Source organism: Pseudoalteromonas sp. Z9A6 (genome assembly GCF_011378805.1).
Taxonomy (GTDB): domain Bacteria; phylum Pseudomonadota; class Gammaproteobacteria; order Enterobacterales; family Alteromonadaceae; genus Pseudoalteromonas; species Pseudoalteromonas distincta.
In genome coordinates this window covers 69,007-88,101 of sequence record NZ_WTKZ01000013.1, presented here as the reverse complement: position 1 = coordinate 88,101, position 19,095 = coordinate 69,007, and the positions used below count along the sequence as shown (strand labels likewise).

The 19,095-nt window shown below is 39.4% G+C and carries 17 protein-coding genes; 4 read left to right on the top strand and 13 right to left on the bottom strand.

What is annotated here, in order from left to right; genetic code table 11:
* Positions 1–91 precede the first annotated feature (91 nt).
* Positions 92–1,669, bottom strand: a complete 1,578-nt coding sequence (gene guaA / locus GQR53_RS07625; protein WP_024606053.1) for a glutamine-hydrolyzing GMP synthase — start codon at positions 1,667–1,669, stop codon at positions 92–94.
* 265 nt (positions 1,670–1,934) lie between these two features.
* Positions 1,935–3,404 (bottom strand): IMP dehydrogenase, encoded by a 1,470-nt coding sequence (guaB, locus tag GQR53_RS07620; RefSeq protein ID WP_002958783.1) that lies wholly within the window; start codon positions 3,402–3,404, stop codon positions 1,935–1,937.
* A gap of 135 nt (positions 3,405–3,539) precedes the next feature.
* Here guaB and xseA point away from each other — a divergent pair, with 135 nt between their 5' ends.
* A complete protein-coding gene (gene xseA / locus GQR53_RS07615; RefSeq protein WP_024606054.1) occupies positions 3,540–4,871 on the top strand; it encodes an exodeoxyribonuclease VII large subunit in 1,332 nt (443 codons plus the stop codon).
* Here the strand turns inward: xseA and GQR53_RS07610 are convergent.
* From GQR53_RS07610 to GQR53_RS07600, 3 genes are all read right to left on the bottom strand, one after another.
* Complete coding sequence (locus tag GQR53_RS07610) at positions 4,868–5,545, bottom strand: hypothetical protein (RefSeq protein ID WP_024606055.1); 678 nt, start codon at positions 5,543–5,545, stop codon at positions 4,868–4,870. The two genes, xseA and GQR53_RS07610, sit on opposite strands and share 4 nt — an antisense overlap.
* 35 nt (positions 5,546–5,580) lie before the next feature.
* Complete coding sequence (gene cysE / locus GQR53_RS07605) at positions 5,581–6,399, bottom strand: serine O-acetyltransferase (protein ID WP_024606056.1); 819 nt, start codon at positions 6,397–6,399, stop codon at positions 5,581–5,583.
* A gap of 197 nt (positions 6,400–6,596) precedes the next feature.
* A complete protein-coding gene (locus tag GQR53_RS07600) occupies positions 6,597–9,479 on the bottom strand; it encodes a pitrilysin family protein (protein WP_024606057.1) in 2,883 nt (960 codons plus the stop codon).
* 250 nt (positions 9,480–9,729) lie between these two features.
* Between GQR53_RS07600 and GQR53_RS07595 the strand changes: the two genes are divergently transcribed.
* Complete coding sequence (locus GQR53_RS07595; RefSeq protein ID WP_024606058.1) at positions 9,730–10,686, top strand: methylenetetrahydrofolate reductase; 957 nt, start codon at positions 9,730–9,732, stop codon at positions 10,684–10,686.
* A 126-nt stretch (positions 10,687–10,812) separates the two neighbouring features.
* Here GQR53_RS07595 and GQR53_RS07590 read toward each other — a convergent pair whose 3' ends face one another.
* The 4 genes from GQR53_RS07590 to GQR53_RS07575 form a co-directional block, all read right to left on the bottom strand.
* Entirely contained in the window at positions 10,813–11,001 is a 189-nt protein-coding gene (locus GQR53_RS07590) for a hypothetical protein (protein WP_024606059.1), read from the bottom strand.
* Between the two features lie 13 nt (positions 11,002–11,014).
* Complete coding sequence (locus tag GQR53_RS07585; protein ID WP_024606060.1) at positions 11,015–11,995, bottom strand: sensor domain-containing diguanylate cyclase; 981 nt, start codon at positions 11,993–11,995, stop codon at positions 11,015–11,017.
* 58 nt (positions 11,996–12,053) lie between these two features.
* Complete coding sequence (locus tag GQR53_RS07580; protein ID WP_024606061.1) at positions 12,054–13,301, bottom strand: DEAD/DEAH box helicase; 1,248 nt, start codon at positions 13,299–13,301, stop codon at positions 12,054–12,056.
* A 188-nt stretch (positions 13,302–13,489) separates the two neighbouring features.
* On the bottom strand, positions 13,490–14,191 hold the full coding sequence (locus GQR53_RS07575; protein ID WP_024598641.1) for a DUF3581 domain-containing protein: 702 nt from the start codon (positions 14,189–14,191) through the stop codon (positions 13,490–13,492).
* 358 nt (positions 14,192–14,549) lie between these two features.
* On the opposite strand from GQR53_RS07575, the gene GQR53_RS07570 reads away from it, so the two are divergent.
* Together GQR53_RS07570 and GQR53_RS07565 are read left to right on the top strand one after the other, a co-directional pair.
* Positions 14,550–15,158, top strand: a complete 609-nt coding sequence (locus tag GQR53_RS07570) for a CPBP family intramembrane glutamic endopeptidase (RefSeq protein ID WP_240917456.1) — start codon at positions 14,550–14,552, stop codon at positions 15,156–15,158.
* Between the two features lie 104 nt (positions 15,159–15,262).
* On the top strand, positions 15,263–15,655 hold the full coding sequence (locus GQR53_RS07565) for a hypothetical protein (RefSeq protein ID WP_024606063.1): 393 nt from the start codon (positions 15,263–15,265) through the stop codon (positions 15,653–15,655).
* A 16-nt stretch (positions 15,656–15,671) separates the two neighbouring features.
* Here GQR53_RS07565 and GQR53_RS07560 read toward each other — a convergent pair whose 3' ends face one another.
* The 4 genes from GQR53_RS07560 to GQR53_RS07545 all read right to left on the bottom strand — a co-directional run bounded on the left by GQR53_RS07560 (position 15,672) and on the right by GQR53_RS07545 (position 19,049).
* On the bottom strand, positions 15,672–15,971 hold the full coding sequence (locus tag GQR53_RS07560) for a hypothetical protein (protein ID WP_024606064.1): 300 nt from the start codon (positions 15,969–15,971) through the stop codon (positions 15,672–15,674).
* A gap of 163 nt (positions 15,972–16,134) precedes the next feature.
* Positions 16,135–17,619, bottom strand: a complete 1,485-nt coding sequence (gene gltX, locus GQR53_RS07555) for a glutamate--tRNA ligase (protein WP_024606065.1) — start codon at positions 17,617–17,619, stop codon at positions 16,135–16,137.
* A gap of 39 nt (positions 17,620–17,658) precedes the next feature.
* Entirely contained in the window at positions 17,659–18,018 is a 360-nt protein-coding gene (locus tag GQR53_RS07550; protein ID WP_002961611.1) for a glutaredoxin domain-containing protein, read from the bottom strand.
* A 56-nt stretch (positions 18,019–18,074) separates the two neighbouring features.
* Positions 18,075–19,049: a GGDEF domain-containing protein gene (locus GQR53_RS07545; protein ID WP_024606066.1), complete on the bottom strand. Its 975-nt coding sequence runs from the start codon at positions 19,047–19,049 to the stop codon at positions 18,075–18,077.
* Positions 19,050–19,095: the final 46 nt, after the last annotated feature.

Below are 19,095 nucleotides of genomic sequence, written 5' to 3'. Positions count from 1 at the left end.
ATCTGCAAGCCTAGCCCTTGAGTTATTATTCAAAAATCAGCTGCCTGATGTATTCATTTCAGATGAGGCTGAATAGTTACACTAAAATTAATTATTCCCATTCGATAGTTGCAGGTGGTTTACCTGAAATATCGTAAACAACACGAGAAATACCATCTATTTCATTGATGATACGGTTTGAAACCACACCTAAAAACTCATAAGGTAAATGTGACCAGCGCGCTGTCATAAAGTCGATTGTTTCCACACAACGAAGTGATACAACCCAATCGTACTTACGTGCATCACCCATAACCCCTACCGATTTAACAGGTAAGAATACAGTAAACGCTTGGCTTACTTTATGGTAAAGCTCAGCTTTGTGAAGCTCTTCGATGAAAATCGCATCAGCGCGGCGTAATAAATCACAGTATTCTTTTTTGATTTCGCCAAGTACACGCACACCTAAACCTGGTCCAGGGAAAGGATGACGGTAAAGCATGTCGTACGGTAAACCTAGCTCTAGGCCAATTTTACGTACTTCATCTTTGAATAATTCACGTAATGGCTCAACAAGGCCCATTTTCATGTCATCTGGTAATCCGCCCACATTGTGGTGAGATTTAATAACATGCGCTTTACCAGTTGCAGATGCCGCTGATTCAATTACATCAGGATAAATTGTACCTTGCGCTAACCATTTTGCATTTTTAAGCTTTTTGGCTTGCTCATCAAATACATTAATAAACGTGTGACCAATGGCTTTACGTTTATCTTCTGGGTCTGACTTACCCGCTAGATCATTTAAAAACTGCTCTTCAGCTTCAACCTTAACAATGTTTAAGCCAAATTTATTACCAAACATGTCCATTACTTGTTGGCCTTCGTTTAAACGAAGTAAACCATTATCAACAAATACACATGTTAGTCTTTCGCCAATTGCACGGTGAATAAGCATAGCCACAACCGATGAATCAACACCACCAGAGAGGCCTAAAATAACTTCGTCATCGCCTACAGTTTCTTTAATACGCTCGATAGCATCATCGATAATTTTTGCAGCAGTCCACAATTTTTCACAGCCACAAATATCAATAGCAAAACGCTCTAATAAGCGCTGACCTTGATGCGTGTGTGTTACTTCTGGGTGAAACTGTACACCGTAAAAACGTTTTTCTTCGTTAGACATTGCAGCATGTGGACAAGTAGATGTTTTAGCTGTTGTTGCAAAACCAGCTGGAATATCCATTACTTTGTCGCCATGGCTCATCCATACGTCGAGTATGCCGTTGCCGCCATCGGTAATGCTGTCTTCAATTGCATCAAATAATGCACAGCTGCCTACTTTTTCTACTTGTGCGTAACCAAACTCTTTTTTATCAGAGCTGTGTACACTTCCGCCAAGTTGAGCTGCCATTGTTTGCATACCGTAGCAAATACCTAGCACAGGCACGCCTGCATTAAATACATACTCAGGAGCGCGCGGGCTGTTTTCAAGTGTTGTTGATTCTGGACCACCAGAAAGAATAATACCTTGTGGGTTGAACTCGCGGATTTGCTCTTCAGTCACATCCCATGCCCAAAGTTCACAGTAAACACCAATTTCACGCACACGGCGGGCGATTAATTGAGTGTATTGTGAACCAAAGTCTAAAATGAGAATTCGTGAATCGTGAATATCTTTGCTCATGGAGTATCTCGTAAAGTCTGATGCTAAATGCCGCTTTGAATACCAATTTTATTAAACATTACTAATTCTTGCAGGCTAAATAACTCTCTAACCACGTTAAAAACTTCTTATTTAGAAGAAACTAAAAATCGAAATTTTTGCCTCGTTATTGAGCCATTTATCTGTCGCAATAATTGACCACTTTATTAATGCAATTGGTATTTATATAAACGACTAAAAAGAGGGCTTGCAAAGCAAGCCCAGTATATTAAATTAATTACGCTGCTTAACCTAAGCGGTAATTTGGTGCTTCTTTAGTGATTTGCACATCATGAACGTGCGACTCACCCATACCTGCTGAAGTAACACGTACAAATTGTGGTTTTGTATTTAGCTCTTCAATTGTTGCACAACCCGTTAAGCCCATAGCGCTTCGTAGGCCGCCCACTTGCTGATGAATAATCGTTGCAATAGGACCTTTGTAAGCTACGCGACCTTCTATACCTTCAGGTACTAACTTGTCTGCTTCGTTTGATTTTTGGAAGTAACGATCTGATGAACCTTCTTTTTGATCCATCGCGCCTAATGAGCCCATACCACGGTAAGATTTGTAATAACGGCCTTGGTATAATTCAACTTCACCTGGTGCTTCTTCAGTACCAGCAAGCAGTGAACCCACCATTACACACGATGCACCAGCAACAAGTGCTTTAACAATATCACCAGAAAAACGAATGCCACCATCAGCAATAACAGGAATGTCGCGACCTTTTAAGCCTTCAACAGCATCTGAAATAGCGGTAATTTGTGGAACGCCACAACCGGTAACAATACGTGTAGTACAGATAGAGCCTGGGCCGATACCTACTTTAACTGCATCCGCTCCGGCATCAGCAAGTGCAATCGCACCTTCAGCTGTTGCTATGTTGCCTGCAATAATTTGTAAGTCTGGGTACTCTTTACGTGTTTTAGTAACACGGTCAATAACACCTTGAGAGTGGCCATGCGATGTATCGATAAGTAAAACATCAATACCCGCTTCTACTAATGCAGCAATACGCTCATCAGTACCTGCACCAACACTTACAGCTGCACCTACACGTAAACGACCTTGGTCGTCTTTACATGCGTCAGGTTTGTCTTGGGCTTTTTGGTAATCTTTTACTGTGATCATGCCTTTAAGTTTAAATTCATCATCAACAACAAGGATTTTTTCAATGCGGTGTTCGTGCATTAAGCCTAAAATTTCTTCGCGTGCTGCGCCTTCTTTAACGGTAACAAGCTTTTCTTTTTTAGTCATAACGGTAGAAACAGGCTGTTCAAGCTTAGTTTCAAAACGCATATCACGACTAGTAACAATGCCTACAAGCACATTATTGCTATCGGTAACCGGAAAGCCTGAAAAACCTTTTTCGTGCGAAAGCTCAATTGCATCTGCAATTGTTAAATCGGCAGTAACCGTTACAGGGTATGAAACAATACCTGCTTCGTAGGTTTTAACTTTACGTACGTTTTTCGCTTGTTCTTCAATAGTCATGTTTTTATGAATAAAACCAAGACCACCTTCTTGCGCAAGGGCAATAGCTAAACGAGCTTCTGTAACAGTATCCATAGATGCTGAAATAAGCGGCAAGTTAAGTTTGATACCACGCGTTAAGCGAGTTGAAATATTTGCCGTGTGTGGCAAAACAGTAGAATGACCAGGTACTAAAAGTACGTCATCAAAGGTAAGAGCTTCTTTAGCGATTCTAAGCATTTTGGCAACTTCTCACATGTGGATCTAAGATAAGGAATTGCGGCCAAATTTTAACAGCGTTGTTGGCATGAGTAAATAATATTTCGCAAATATTTATGATAAAGTAGTGCAATAAATAGTTTTAGGTTGTTTTTTATGTTTTCGAAGCCTTCGCAGACGGTTTACACCGTGTCGCGCCTTAATAGAGAAATTCGCACAATCCTTGAGCAAGGTTTTGCATCTTTAGTGCTCACGGGCGAAATTTCTAACTTTATTACCCCTGCATCCGGCCATTGGTACTTTTCGTTAAAAGACGATAAAGCACAAATTAAAGCCGCTATGTGGCGTGGGAATAATCGCAACCAAAGCTATCGCCCTGCAAATGGCGCGCAAGTTACAGTAAAAGCGCGTGTATCACTTTATGAACCTCGCGGTGACTACCAGCTTATTGTTGAGCATATGGAACCGGCCGGCGAAGGTCAGCTAAAACAAGAATTCGATGCACTTAAAATGCGTTTGGCCGCCGAAGGATTATTTAGCTCTGCGTATAAAAAACCACTTCCGCAAAACATTAATCGTATTGGTGTTATTACCTCTGCAACCGGCGCTGCTATAAAAGATATTTTAACGGTACTTAAACGCCGTGCGCCGCAGCTAGAGGTAATCATTTACCCTGCTATGGTACAAGGCAAAGAAGCACACCTACATTTAATTAATCAAATTGAATTAGCTAATGTTCGTGATGAAGTAGACGTACTTATTTTAGGACGAGGCGGCGGATCACTTGAAGATTTATGGTGCTTTAATCACGAACAGCTCGCACGGGCTATTTTTGAAAGTGAATTACCTATAGTAAGTGCAGTAGGCCATGAAATAGATACAACCATTAGCGATTACGTTGCTGATGTTCGTGCAGCCACTCCATCAGCCGCAGCTGAGCTTGTAAGCCCAAATACGCAAGAGTTACACAACAAAGTAACGCAATTGGTTAATCGTTTATCTAACGCGTTTAAGCACGGTATTGCCGATAAACGCGCATTAGCAACACAGTTACAACACCGCCTTAATTTGTGTCATCCGCGTAATCAGCTTAGTCAAAAATCACAACGTTTGGATGAGCTAAGCATTGCGCTGCAACAAGCTATGCGCAATCGTTTATATCAACAAGAACGCACACTCAATAACTTAACGCCGCGTTTGATGCGCCAATCACCTGATAAAAAACTCGCTTCAGCAAGCCATCAACTCTCGCAATTACAAGCTAGGCTAAACCAAGCTATACAGCATCAGTTACAACAAGCGAATAATAGCTTAGCACTGCAAGCAAGCAGGTTAGACTCGATAAGTCCGCTTAATGTTTTAGCGCGCGGTTATAGCATCACTAAAACACAGCAAGGAAAAGTAGTTAAATCTGTGGGGCAAATTAAAACAGGCGATGTTTTAGTTACAGAGTTAGTCGATGGCTCTATAGAATCACAAATTATTTAAAGCTCTGTACTTAGCAACATTTTAAGTTCGCTATCGCTCGATGTGGAGGTAGTGCTTTTAAATTGTTGCCAAAACTCTTGTTCCATCAACTTATCGTTTAGCTCTCGCCATTGAGCATTACCAAATGTGTCGTTATCAGTGGGGGCGGCAAGTTCAAATTCACATACTGTTTTTTTACATTTTGCACTAACAACGTCAGGAATAATTGATAAATCAGCTGTTAATAAAAAATCTTGTAATGCCATCTCAGTACGATAAGCCCATTCTTCGTCGCGCGTTTGATTTTCAAATTTATCACGTAAAATCTGCTCAAAATCTGAAGGGCTCCTCATTTTCTTTAAAACACTTTTGAGCGCCGCTTTCTGTTCGGCGAGCTGCTGCTTAAGCTGAGTTACTTGCTCTTCTAAAGGTAGTTCATCAAGCATTTGGGTTTCTGAATTGGTTGTTGGCGTGTCTTCAGCGGGCTCTATACTAGCGACTTGCTCAGGTGCTGAACCTGTATTACTCAATACCTCATTACTTTGTTGTTCAGTATGAAGCTTTTTCTGTTTTTCATAACTTGGCTGCGACTTAACAGATTCCGGATAACTTGAAGCTGCATTAAAGTAGCTCCAAGTTAAACCTACACCCGCAATAAACCCAATCCCTAGAGCCAATAAACTATTCTTGTTCATGTTAATTCCTTTTAAGTTTTATTATTTTTAATTACTTATAGCATTGCACTCGTGTGCGATTCGTTTTCAGGCTCAGGATTTGCTAAAAAGTTTTGGTTCATACTTTGCGCCGGACACTCACAATCCGGTCGACCAATAATTTTAGCGGGTACGCCAACAGCGGTTGTGTGTGGTGGAACATTGCTAAGTACAACTGAGCCCGCACCAATTCGTGCGCCCTCACCTACTTCAATATTACCAAGTACTTTAGCGCCGGCGCCAATTAACACGCCCGCTCTAATTTTAGGATGACGATCGCCCTGCTCATTGCCTGTACCGCCAAGCGTTACAGATTGAAGTATTGATACGTTATCTTCAATTACCGCTGTTTCACCAATAACAATACCGGTTGCGTGGTCAAACATAATGCCTTTACCCACTTTACATGCTGGGTGAATATCGACCCCAAACACTTCAGAGTTACGGCTTTGAATAAAGCGCGCTAGCTCTTTGCGATTTTGTTGCCACAAGCAATTAGCCAAACGGTGCGCCTGAATAGCATGAAAACCTTTTAGATTTAATATAACCGTAAGATAGGTTTCTGATGCAGGGTCGCGGTCTTTTACCGCTTTAATATCCTCGGCAACAAAAGATAGCATACGATCACATTTTACAAATGCTTGGTCAAAAAGCTCTCGGATAGTGAATGCAGATACCACCGCATCAGCCAATTTATTAGCAACAATAAAGCTCAATGCCGAACCTAAACAATCATGATTCAAAATGCATGAATAAACATGACTTGCTAATAATGGTTCACGTTTTACTACATCGTTAGCTTCGTCGCGAAGCTGTTGCCAAATTGCATGACGCATAATACTGCACTGCCTTAAGTTGATATAAAATAGCCTTTTCCCAAGTCTAACGGATTTAACCACCAAGGTGTTAATCCCTTAGTTATTTGTTCTGGTTATTAGGTATAACTGTTTATTAAGTTTCATTATTAAATAATAAAAATGCCTCGATGCTTATAGCACCGAGGCATTATTTTAACGCTTAAAAAACACTTAAATTATTGAAATACTTTATCGACTTTCATCACTTCAATATTTTTTGCAGGAATTGCTAATTTATAATCAGCAATCACTTTATCTTCAGCCACTAATTCAGCAGGTTTATTAGTGTTATAAATCATTGGTGATGTTTGCTGCGATGCTAAACGTTTTTGCATATCAGCGCCGTCACCAGTAATAAATACATAGTGAACATTGTCTGTTTGTAAGTTTTCTTTAATAACGCGATTAACATCAGCAAGCGTTAGCGTTTTAAGTTTATTAGTTACGTAACTTACAAAGTTATCAGTGTTGTAAAATTCGCTATCAAGCGCGTAACCTAATTGGCGATTTTGACTTGCAACCATTTGCGGCACAAAGTTAATTAAAAAGTTACGCGTAGCTTCAAAATCACCTTCGCTCATACCATTTTTAATTAGCTTATCTAGCTCAAACAAGGCGGTACGTGTTGCAAAGTGCGCATCGTTATTAGAGCGAAGTGGGCGTAACCACACTTGAAATATTTGCTCTGAGCGCCCTAGGTTTGCATCTGGCTTGGTTTGAAACATACCACGTGGAAAGTATTCAATGTATGCGTAATCGCCATAGTTCATGCCGCGAGTTTCACGAATGCGCTCATATAAAAAGCTGTTAGAACTACGGTGCTCACCAAAGTACGAACGCACAAGCCAAAGGGCTGTCCAGTCTTCACTGCTTCTAATTGTATCAATAGGAAAACCAAACGATACAGCAGTCGATTGCGCCGATTTTTCTACAATCGTTGCATGATGACCTTTAAGCACTGGCGCATCAGGAATACTTAAACGGCTTTGCTCACCTTTTGGTAGCGTTGCAAAATCGCTCATCATTTTAGCTTTAAGGTTTGCAGGCACAGCCCCAATTAAGCCAACCGTGAGTTTAGATTGCGTAAGCTCGCTGTTATAAAACGCTTTAACATCATCTAGCGTCAACGCTTCTAAATCCGAAATATCACCGTAGTTGTAACTTTCGTAAGGGTGATTTTTGTAAAGTGCACTGTATAGCACTTCTTTGCCTAGCTCTTCATCGTTAGATGCTTTTAAGCCTGACTTAATACCGTCGATCATTTCTTTTTTAAGGCGTTTAAAGTCGTCATCTCTAAAACCTGGGTTTAATAATTGCTCGCTCACAAGTGAATACCACTGCGCTGCATTGTCTTTATGAATACGTCCTTGGAACGACAGCATTTCTTTATCTATTTGATAGCCAAAGCTACCCGCAAGCGGATAAAGTGCTTTTTGAATATCTTTATAGCTTATCGCCTCTGAGCCACCTTGTGCAAGCATAGCCGCAGTGAGCGCAGCAACACCTTTTTTGCCTTGTGGGTCGGCAGCCGCACCGGTATTGAATAAAAAGTTAACATCAATTAATGGCGAGCTATTCGTTTTATCAAGCACTTTAAATGCAGGTGCCGCAGATGCTTGTTCAAGTTTTGCAGTAAGCGCATTTAAATCAACTTCTTGCTCAAAACCTGGGGCTTTATCAAGTGCCGACATAGTTAATGTGGTACGTGCGTTATCGGTAAAGTATTTATTAGCAACGGCTTTAATATCTGCGCTGGTAATGTTATCTGCCGATTTATACAGCTGGTTTATAACCTCAGGATCGCGCTCAAAATGCATGTAGCTGGCAAGGGTTGATGCAATCGCTTGCGACGAATCAAGACCATTAATAAAGCTGTATTTAAGATTCGATTTCAAATCACTCAGTTTTTGACCATCAACAAGTTCAGTGCGTGCTTTTGCATAAGTTCGGTTAATTGCATCGCGTGCAGTGACTAAATCGTCTGCGTTTTCTACTTTAACAAATACGTGTAATAAACCCGGATCTTTAGTCTCTGGGTTATAGGCAAACATTTGGCTGGCAATTTGTTTGTCGACCACTAGCTCTTGATATAAATCAGAGTTATTTGAAAAATAAAGCTGTGAGATTAAATCAAGCGCCGCTCTGTCTTTTTTAGCAGGCTCCCACGCAGCGCCTTTGTACGATACAAGCAACCAATGCCCTGGTAGTGCTTCATCTTGCTGGTGCAAATATTTTGGCGCTTGTTGAACAGGCTCAGCTTTAATATCGGCAACATAGTTACCTTTTTTCCAGCTACCCCAATGCTTTTTAACCATTGCCATTGTAGCTTTTGGCTCTACATCGCCCACAATAACAAGTGACACATACTCAGGCTTATAAAATTTAGCAAAAAACTCTTTTCCGTACGCCATTTGATCAGGCATGGCTTCTATGTCTTTAAAAAAGCCCATAGTGGTGTGTTTATACGTGTGCTTATCAAACGCTTCTTCGCGTACAGCGCTTAATAATTTACGAATTGGGCTCGCGTTGTTTTTTAAGTACTCACCTTTTACCGTTTGCGCTTCGGTTCTAAATTGCTCTTCGGTGTAGGTTAAGTTTTGAAAAATATCAGCTTCTAGCTCAAGTACTTTATCAAGATGCTGCTTTGAAAAGTTTAAATGGTAATTTGTGTAATCGTTTGTTGTATATGCGCGGTTATCAACACCTGAATTTTTTAATATGTCTGAGTACACATCTTCAGGGTATTTTTGTGAGCCTTTAAACATCATGTGTTCAAAAAAGTGAGCAAAGCCTGTTTTGCCCTCTTCAACTTCGTTACGCGACCCTACCGATACCGGAATTTGCAGCGACACTACATCAGGGTAATCGGTTTTAACAACCATGACACGTAAGCCGTTTTCTAGCTCTTCAATTAAGTAATCTTGTGAAAAAACACGGTCATCAGCTTTATTTACTTGTTCTTGTTGTGCTGTTGTTTGCGTGCTTTGGTTTTGTTGCATGGCGCAACCCGTTAACGCCAGTGATACCGCTAAGCTGGTTGCTAATAATTTAAATTTCATTGTTGTCCCTTTTTAAATTGAGCAAATTTGTTATCAGATTTAACTCTTTAATTATGCCCCAAAGCCAATAAATATAAGAGCCCCAAGGGAATTTATTATGTAAACAACTGTGTCAATTATAAATTATGGGAACAAGCACAATGAATAAACATCATGTTAGTTGAAAAACTTTCACTAAATAAATCTATCTAGACGTCTAAATGGCTGCTATATTAAATCCATCTAAACAAACTTAGCTGGAATGAGGATTATGGCTTTATCACTAAAAGAGAAGATAGTGGACACCAACCAAGGTGTTTATCTTATTGGTACTACCCCGCCTAAAATTGGCACCGATAAAGCGCAATTAAAAATCATTGCAGAAAAGCTATTAGGTCGCTTACACGAAATTGAATACGACGGCGTGATAATTTACGACATTCAAGACGAAAGCAGCCGCACTAATCAAGACCGCCCATTTGCGTTTAAACAAACCGTTGATCCGCGTGAATACAGCCATTTACTTCGTAATTTATCTGCACAAGATGTGATTACTTATAAAAGTGTGGCGCAGCGTGGCGTAGGCGAATTTAAAGATTGGCTAAGTAAAACTAAAAACGACTACGATTTACAAAATGTTGTTTTAGTAGGTAGCCCATCATCGATAGGCGATATAAAGCTAAGCCTGCCAGATGCGTATAAAGCATTGGCTGAGCAATCAGATGATTTCTTTTTAGGTGGCGTTACGATTGCTGAGCGCCATTCAAGTAAACGAAATGAGCACGAACGATTAATAGAAAAAACAGCACAAGGTTGTCAGTTTTTTATATCGCAAGCTGTTTACGACGCACAAGCTACTATAGAGCTAATTACTAGCTACGCACGTACATGTAAAGCACAAGGGATTACACCTCAACGTATTATATTAACGTTTACCCCGTGCGGCGGCGAAAAAACCTTAGACTTTATGCAATGGTTGGGTATCTCAGTGCCAGAGGCAACTAAATGGCGCATGCTTGATGCAGACAATACATTAAGCGAATCAGTCCGTATTTGCCGCGAAAACCTCGACTTAATACTTAAAAGCTGTGCGCATTTAGATGTACCGCTGGGCCTAAATATTGAAAGCTTAACAAACCGTAAAGAAGAAATTGACGCGTCAATTAACCTATACCGTTTATTAAAAGCCATTATGGAATTAAACCTTGCGGAAAAGCTAATAGCTTAAAGACTAGGTTAGAGCTAATTAACACCCTTCTTGGCAAGCCTAATGGCTTGCTTTTTTATGTCCGTTCTTTGAAAAATTAATTAATAAATACAAGTAAAAATTTGCAGCTTAAGCTATCCATGAAAGCTATTTTTGGTTATTACTCTCAAGCCTTTTTAAGGCAAACCCCATAGAGGAGCACATAACACCAAAAATTATTCCCTCATTAGATATAAATCTAATGCTAGGAAACGTTTCAAATAAGCTTATTATTGCTAAGGAAAAAATAAAACCTATCGCAGAAAAAACCAGCCAAGTTTGTGTGGCATGAGTCATGACGAACCTCCTTTTATTGTGCTTTTTTAGCGAGCTTGTACGCTTGTTTATTTTTATACATTGCGTGGTCTGCATCACTTAATAGCGCTTCAAAGGGCTGCTTTTGTTTATTAGTAAAACTATAACCAATACTAAGCGATAAATCGCAAACGTCTTCTTTGAGTAAGGCTTTTGAACACTCAGTCGAAATTTTATCCATGATGTAGTTAATTTTGCTTTTATCGCTTACTTGCATTACTGCAACAAACTCATCGCCACCTAAGCGCCCTACTATATCAGCATCTCTTAAATGCGTTTTTAGCGTATCTGCCAATATAATTAAGGCTTTGTCGCCCACTTCATGTCCGCAGGTGTCGTTTAATTTTTTAAAGTCGTTTATATCAATAAACAAACAACACACGTCAAAGCCTAAACGTAGCGCTAAGTTAAGTTTTTGCTGGGCTAATAAGTTAAGTGCTCGGCGGTTATAAATATTCGTTAATGAGTCTAACATGGCTATTTCGCGCATTTGCTCATAGCTATACACAAGCGCTAGGTCGTCTTCAATTAAATCGCGTAGTTGCTCTATGAGTTCAAAGTATTCATCGGTATAGCTTGTTTTTTTAGTGTCTTTTAAACATAGCGTGCCAAATACTTCGCCTTCAGGCCAATGAATAGGTAAACCTAGGTAGGATTCAACACCATCTTCAACTACTTCTGGTAGGGTGTTCCATGCATCGTTATTGCTTGCATCATTAACATATAAAATATTTTTAGTTTCAGCAACGTACCGACAAAACAGAGGTGTTTGAGGAGGGAGTATAGGATTGGTCTCAAAGTTAGATCCACCTTCGTTGCTTCTAATAACAACGCGATAGCCTTTGCTTGTTGCCTGAACTATATAACCAGACGGGGCTGAAAAAAGCCCCGTTATAAGGTCGATTGTTTTTTGCCATTTATGCAAAGATATTTGGCCATCAATACCAGAAAATGCCCATTGATCAATTTCAAACATTGCTTTACCTCGGCTATTTAGTAGCTCCAGTATAGGCAAGAAAGCAAAGTAAAAGCTATTATTTACGACGTCTACTTGGCTCTCTTTTACCAGTGATGCGTTTTTTATCGCGATCTTTTCGCGACTTGTTAGTATTTTTACGATTATCTTTTGGCTTTTTATTAGGATCTGGCTCGTAACCTTCTAACCACTGCGGCGTTAAACGCGTATCGAGTAGTACTTCAATTTCTTCTAGCAGCCATTGCTCATCAAGACTTACCAGCGACATAGCAAGTCCTTGTTCGCCAGCACGACCTGTACGGCCAATACGGTGCACGTAATCCTCGGCAATGTACGGTAGTTCAAAGTTAATTACGTATCTAAGTGTAGAAATATCTAAACCACGCGCAGCTACATCGGTTGCAACAAGTACGCGTGTAATACCTTCTTTAAAGTTTTGCAATGCACGGTCGCGTGCGCCTTGCGATTTGTCGCCATGGATTGATTCGGTTTTTAAACCGTCTTTACACATTTCTTTAGCAAGCTGATCAGCCATTTGTTTTGTGCGAGTAAAAATAAGCACTTGGCGCCAGTTTTTCATACCAATCATGTGCGATACAAGTTCGCGCTTACGATCCTCATCTACAGCGTAAATAACTTGCTCTACTTCAACTGCGGCTGAGTTACGTTTATCAACTTCAATTAGTTCTGGGTTTTTAAGTAACTTTTTACTGAGTTCAAACACGCTGTCATCAAACGTAGCTGAAAATAGTAAAGTTTGGCGATCGCCCGGGATATGTCGCAATATACGTCTAATTTCATCAATAAAGCCCATATCAAGCATGCGGTCAGCTTCGTCAAACACTAAGGAGTCTACGCTTGAAAGTACCACACTGCCTTTAACTATATGATCAAGCAAACGCCCAGGTGTTGCCACTATAACTTGCGCTGTTTTAAGTGCTTTTATTTGAGGGCCAATACTTGCGCCACCATAGGCTAAAGCGCCATTGATATTAGTGCCTTGTGCGTACTTTTCAAAGCTTGCAAATACTTGCTGAGCAAGCTCACGGGTTGGCGTTAAAATGACTACACGTGCAAGGCCTTGCTCATCTTTTTTATGGGTATTTAAAAGCTTATGTAATAAAGGTAAAACAAAGGCGGCAGTTTTACCCGTTCCTGTTTGCGCGCTGCCCATTACATCACTTCCGGCTAAAATAGGCGGAATAGTTCTAATCTGAATTGCGGTTGGTTGAGTGTAATTATTTTGCTCAATCGCTGTTAATAATAACGGGTCGAGATTAAGTGATGAGAACGTAGTGGCAGACATAGGCTTAGCTTTAAAATAACAAAGAGCGCTATTGTACGCATATTACTGTACTGCGTAAATTAACCAGTCCAGAAAAGTATTTAATCGTGGTTGCTCACTTTCGCTTTAGCGCTAAAACAATAAAAAAACCAATAAAAAAGGCGCTAAATAACAGCTGTATTTAGCGCCTTTTATAATTTGCTGTAGCTTTATGCTGGCTTTAGTGTCGCTTTACGCTCGTTGTAAAACGCTATTAAATCGTCAACTGTTGCTTGGCAGTATTCGCGTATACCCGAAACCACCATGTGCTTTTCACCACTACCCACTTTAACGCCGTTTTCCAACAGGTTAAAACGTAGTGTGATTTTTCCGCGCTTACCAGCATACTCAAAACTAGGCTCTGCAAACTCAAGTTCTGGTTCTGTAATATCAAGATTATCAAGATTGATAAGCATTGATTCGTAAATCACCATCGGACGAGCAGGGTTTATCATTACCTCTTGCTTACCCATTAATGGAATAATTACATGCGGAAAAGTAGTACCAGAAAACTCAACATAATTTTTTATAAGACTATTAGTTAATGCTGGGCATTGGCTGGTTTTACCGCTGCGCTTTACCTTTAAAATTACTTTTTCGCCATTGGTTACATCAAACTCATCAGCTCCCTCAGGAAAATTAAGTTTGGTGTTTTCATCAACCATACCGGCAAAAGTAAATTCCATTTGTTCACTAATACCGTAGCGGTCTAGTACCAATGAAAAAAGTAAGTCTCCTGGCGCGCAAAACTTTTTGGCATCTTTGTCGTGAAGTGGATTGTAATCGTCGGCAACGCATTTAGCGAATCGACAACCCTGCTCACGAGAGATAGAAACATAATCAGCATGCTGCTGAAAAAAAGGACTTAACATAGTTTGTTCACTGCTTAAACTGCTTATAACCTATCTATATTACCAGAAAAAAAATATTGAGAGGTCGAATCTGTTAGATTAATGGCTAAATAAAACAGAGCAATAAAAAACAATGACTTTTTATTTATTAGCGCTATCAATTATATGTGTTTTTCCGTACTGCAAAATATCAATAATGCGACAACCCCTTTGGCACTACTTACTAGCTTTAGGTGTTGTAAGTGCGTATTTTCAAGGTTATATAAATTTATATGCTCTCCTGTTCACTGGGCTTTACGTTGTTTTATACTACTGTGTGCTAAATACAAAGCGGGCAATAATACGCGCTATATTAAGTACTGTTTTTATAGTTTCCTCATTGGCATTAGCACTTCATTGGGTACCTGGTTTTAATAACCTCCCTATTGTTATAGACGAGCGTATTACAAGCGATGCGATTACTTTTACCCTTTATGCTAACTTTGATAAAGCTATGGCTGGGTTATTCCTTTGTGCTTACTTTTATTCGAGTAAAAAAGCTTTAAAAGCAGGCCCATTAAACGTTAAACAACCTATTTTTATAATTATTGCTACTGTTTTAACTTCGCTCACTGCGGCTTTAACACTTGGACTTGTAAGCTTTAACCCAAAAGTGCCCAACTTTTGGTTAGCCTTTATTGCTATTAATCTTTTATTTACCTGTGTAGCTGAGGAAGCTTTGTTTAGAGGTTTATTACAAACCAAACTTAGCCAAATAATCACATCTCCTCGCCTAGCGCTACTTGCCCCAATAATGACAGCAGCAGTGTTTGCTTTGGCGCATTTTGCTGGAGGATTTAACTATGTATTGGTTTCATTTATTGCAGGCTTAGGATATAGCTATATTTTTTATAAAACGCAGCGCTTAGCGTGGGCTATTTTATGCCATTGGTTAGTTAATGTTTGCCACTTCTTTTTGTTTACTTACCCTATGCTCAGTAAAATCTAAATACATTTACAAATGCTAACAATTTACCTGTTGGCAAACATTGCCAGCATTTGATTTTGTTAGTAATTTACTACTTTAAATAATAAATTAAAGGACTAATAAATATGCCACGTTTTATAATGACAATAACAGTGCTGGCCACAATAACGGGTTGTTCAGGCATGACTTATCATACAGATATAGACAACGGTGTTTTATCTCAAGAAATTGGCACCTACGTTAATAAAAGAGATTTACAGCAATTTTATAGCGACCAAGAAGCACACGAAAGTGGCGCAACACTTTTAGGCCGAATAGAAGGTGAAAGCTGTGATGGCGACGGTATGGGTAACAATAATGTAAGTTACAATCGCTCTAAATCAAACGCGATTGATTTACTTAAAGCTGATGCTATGCGCAGGGGCGGGAATGCTTTTACTATTAATTCTTGTAGTGGAACGTCTGTATCGTACTGCGACTTATCTGTTTTATGCACCGGACAGGCCTACGACTATTAATAAGTAAAAGTGCAAATTATATATTAACCGCAAAGCTCAGTAGCACACGCTTTCCAGACTCGATTTTAGATACGCTGTGTTCGTACTTATCGGGTCTGAACAAATACACGCGATTAAATAAATTTATAATGCATTTTGAGCATTTAAATACCCCACCCGCTTTAGGTTTCTCTAATACAAAATTCAGCTTGTAATAGCGCCCTTGCTGCACAGGGTCAATATGGTTCATTACGCTATGATTAGTTGGGTAAGTAACAAGGTTTATCGAAAATGTGTTACTGCTAAAAATGGCTTTGTTTTTTACAGGTGCAATCATACTGCCTCCTATGAGTTTATATGCCGCATTGTAGCATTTAGTAAATTATGAATACTTTAGTTAAACAATATCAAAATACGATGTCATATAGCTAAACAGCCTGAAACAAAAAAGCCGAACTTATTTTACTAAGCTCGGCTTTTAAAAGTACATTGTTTAGCAATTATGCACTTGGGTATTCGCGGTACGCACGCTCTATATTTTTAGCCTGCTTTTTAGAAATACCTAAATGAGCAAGCGCTACACGTAAACGAGCACGTGATAAGTCAGAGCCTAATATTTCCATGGCATCAAGCACTGACGTACTTGATGTTTTGCCTGTAATTGCGACAAAAATTGGCTCTAAAAAGTCTTTAATTTTAAGCTCGTGGAATGTAGCCACTTCTTTTGCAATTGCAAAAATAGCGGGCTTATCAAAGCTACGCAAGCCTTCAAGCTGCCATACAAAAAATTGTAGCGCTTGGCGAATTACGTTTTCGTCTGCTTTGCCGGCTGTTAATAACGCAGGATCGTAAGTTGGAATTCCGCCTACAAAGTGCCCTGCTAGTTCAACCATATCCGACAGTGTATTAATACGTGTTTTAACTTCTGGTAATATTTTAGCGAGCATTTCGCCGTTAAACTTCCAATCAACAAAGCGCTGAATTAACTGTTCGTCGGTTAGGTTTTCGCGGATCCACATGCCGTTTAACCAGCTTAGTTTATCTACGTCAAATACCGGACCACCAAGCGATACACGCTTCATGTCAAAGTTTTCAATCATTTCATTAAGTGTGAATTTTTCACGCTCATCTGGCATTGACCAACCCATACGACCTAAGTAGTTAAGTACGGCTTCTGGCAGGTAACCCATTTCTTTATAGTAGTTAATAGACGTTGGATTTTTACGCTTAGATAGCTTTGATTTATCTGGGTTACGTAGTAATGGTAAATGACCAAGTACCGGCGCTTCCCAACCAAAATCTTCGTAAAGTTTTAATAACTTAGGTGCTGAGTTAATCCACTCTTCGCCACGGAAAATATGACTAATTTGCATATGGTGGTCATCAACTACGTTCGCTAAAAAGTACGTTGGGAAACCATCCGCTTTTAAAAGCACTTGCATGTCTACGTTTTCCCACGGGATCTCAATTTCATCTCGTAGGTAGTCGTTAAACTTAAATGTGCCTTCGCTTGGGATTTTCATACGTATAACGTAAGGTTTGCCTGCCGCTAAGTTTGCTTTAATTTCTTCATCTGTATGGTTTAAACCACGACCGTCGTATTTAGGGCGCAAGCCTTCTGCCATTTGCTCTTCACGCATTTGATCAAGCTCTTCGCTTGTTGCAAAGCAGTAAAACGCTTTACCATCGTCAACTAACTGATGCGCGTATTTTTTATATAAATCGCTACGCTCAGATTGACGGTAAGGACCAAATTCGCCACCCACATCAGGACCATGATCCCACTCAAGCCCTAACCAGCGTAAGCTATCCATAATCGCAAGTTCAGACTCTGGCGTGCTACGTACTTGGTCTGTATCTTCAATACGAAGTACAAATTCACCGCCTTGTTGTTTAGCAAAACAGTAGTTAAATAAGGCGATATAAGCGGTGCCAAGATGCGGGTCACCAGTTGGCGACGGGGCAACACGGGTGCGAATTGTCATGGTAAATTCTCTTTAAATAAGTGAGATAATAAAAGTGGTTTATGCAGCTACTTTGTTTAAGTAAGCAATAATATCGTTTGATTCATACAGCCATTGTACTTGGCCATTTTTCTCTATACGCAGACAAGGCACTTTAACTTTGCCGCCTTGTTCAAGAAGCTCTTGACGATATTGCTCATTATTTTTTGCATCACGCGTTTCTATGTTTAAGCCTTCGCGCTTAATGGCGCGACGTACTTTTACACAAAACGGGCATGCTTTAAATTGGTACAGTTTAAATTGTGAGGTTTGCTGATCAAGCTGTGCTTGCTCGTCGCTTGCACGCTTTTTACTGCGAGGAGTAAATACAAAATTAAAGAATAAGATTATACAACCTAAAAACCAACGAACTAATTTCATGTTCTGTGCTCTGCTTACAACAATTTAAGGAGCCAGATTTTAGCACAAATTTACAATCAAAAAAGCTCAATACTGTTATCTATCTTTGGTTCGTTATTAACTTCTAATTCACTGTAGGAGGCAACTCTATTACGACCAGCATTTTTAGAGTAGTAAAGCGCTAAATCAGCCTGGTTTACAATACTCGATACAGTATCAATACTCAATAACTCTAAAAAACCAATGCTAATGGTTAATTGGCCAATTTGTGGAAAAGGGTATTGGGCAACATTAAGGCGTAACCGGTTAAGTGCAACATGTGCATCACCCTCTGTTTCTGCTTGAAATAACATAGCAAATTCTTCACCACCATACCTAAATACATAGTCTTCTATTCTAAAATTATTTTTTAGTAGCCGTGCAATAAGTAAAATAACCTCATCGCCAATTACATGCCCGTAGTTATCATTAATATTTTTAAAGTTGTCGATATCGGCAATAGCTAAATACCAACGTCGCTTTTTATTGTTATCATTTCTTGGTAACAAAAAACCGTTACCCGATACAATCTCAATTACTTTTTTATCAAATGTTTGCCTATTTAAAAGCTCTGTAAGTGGATCTAACCGCGACTTATATAATAGCCCAAGCTGATTAGCATAAATATTTAAAATATGTACAGCTAACATAGTTGTTCGTTCTGGTAATTCTTGCTCGGTTTCTATTAATAAAGTGCCGACTACTTTTCCAAAATGATAAATAGGCACGTAACTTGTAGTACTACTAAAGGCATAGCTCACCCTAATTTTATTTTGAGTGACCTTTTGTAATAACAATGATGCTTCATCTGGGCTTAATTGCTCTAAATTACTATTTGAATTTATAAGAGTAGGGGGTATGGGGGCTGAAAAATTTTTATTGACGTAAATGGCAAAATTATCAACTTCGAGCAAGTCGCCAATTATTTGTATTAATGCGCTATCTAAATCACTTTCTTCCTCTTGCTGGGTAAGCTTAATAATCCATTCGTGCCCACACTTATTTGCCTTCATTACACTGCCTAAACTAATTAAACTTTTATTAGTCTAGACAATACTC